At 42.6% G+C, this 401-nt stretch carries 1 protein-coding gene; it reads right to left on the minus strand.

Features of this window, described 5'->3' with window-relative positions; genetic code table 11:
* Positions 1–69: 69 nt before the first annotated feature.
* Positions 70–306 (minus strand): hypothetical protein, encoded by a 237-nt coding sequence (locus ACEYW6_RS36700; protein WP_412983679.1) that lies wholly within the window; start codon positions 304–306, stop codon positions 70–72.
* Between the last annotated feature and the right edge of the window lie 95 nt (positions 307–401).

The raw sequence follows: 401 nt of genomic DNA on the forward strand, positions 1-401 counted from the left end.
CGAGGCTGGTTAAAATTACACGACCTTTGTGAAGGCTGGCAGCTTGCAAAAGAGACTTAACGGGAAAAGTCAGGTTAACTCTAACTGCCAATAAAAGTCTGATTTTTGTATTGCTGCTCGTCTTCCTTGACGTTTTAATGTTTGCTCATAACCCGAACGACGTTGAATTTCTAAGCAGAATCGATTAAAACTAGGTGGGTTAATTTTTGGAGATTGGGATTCACAGGCAATTCGGAAAGATTCATAGACCCTGAGTCGCCCTCGTTGTTTAAGGGTTTCGTAGTTCTCACTAATAAATGTAGTCATGAATTCCTGTACCCGCGGGCTTAGTGGTGCAGAAAACTCTCCGGAGTCTCAAGTTGAGAACACAGTGACACGGGAGAACTCAATTTGTTGCTCTA

This window comes from Nostoc sp. UIC 10607, assembly GCF_047228265.1.
Lineage (GTDB): Bacteria > Cyanobacteriota > Cyanobacteriia > Cyanobacteriales > Nostocaceae > Nostoc > Nostoc foliaceum_A.

What these genes read in the sequence shown, in the direction of transcription:
- ACEYW6_RS36700 (WP_412983679.1), bottom strand. Translation starts at nt 306, where the DNA reads ATGACTACATTTATTAGTGAGAACTACGAAACCCTTAAACAACGAGGG.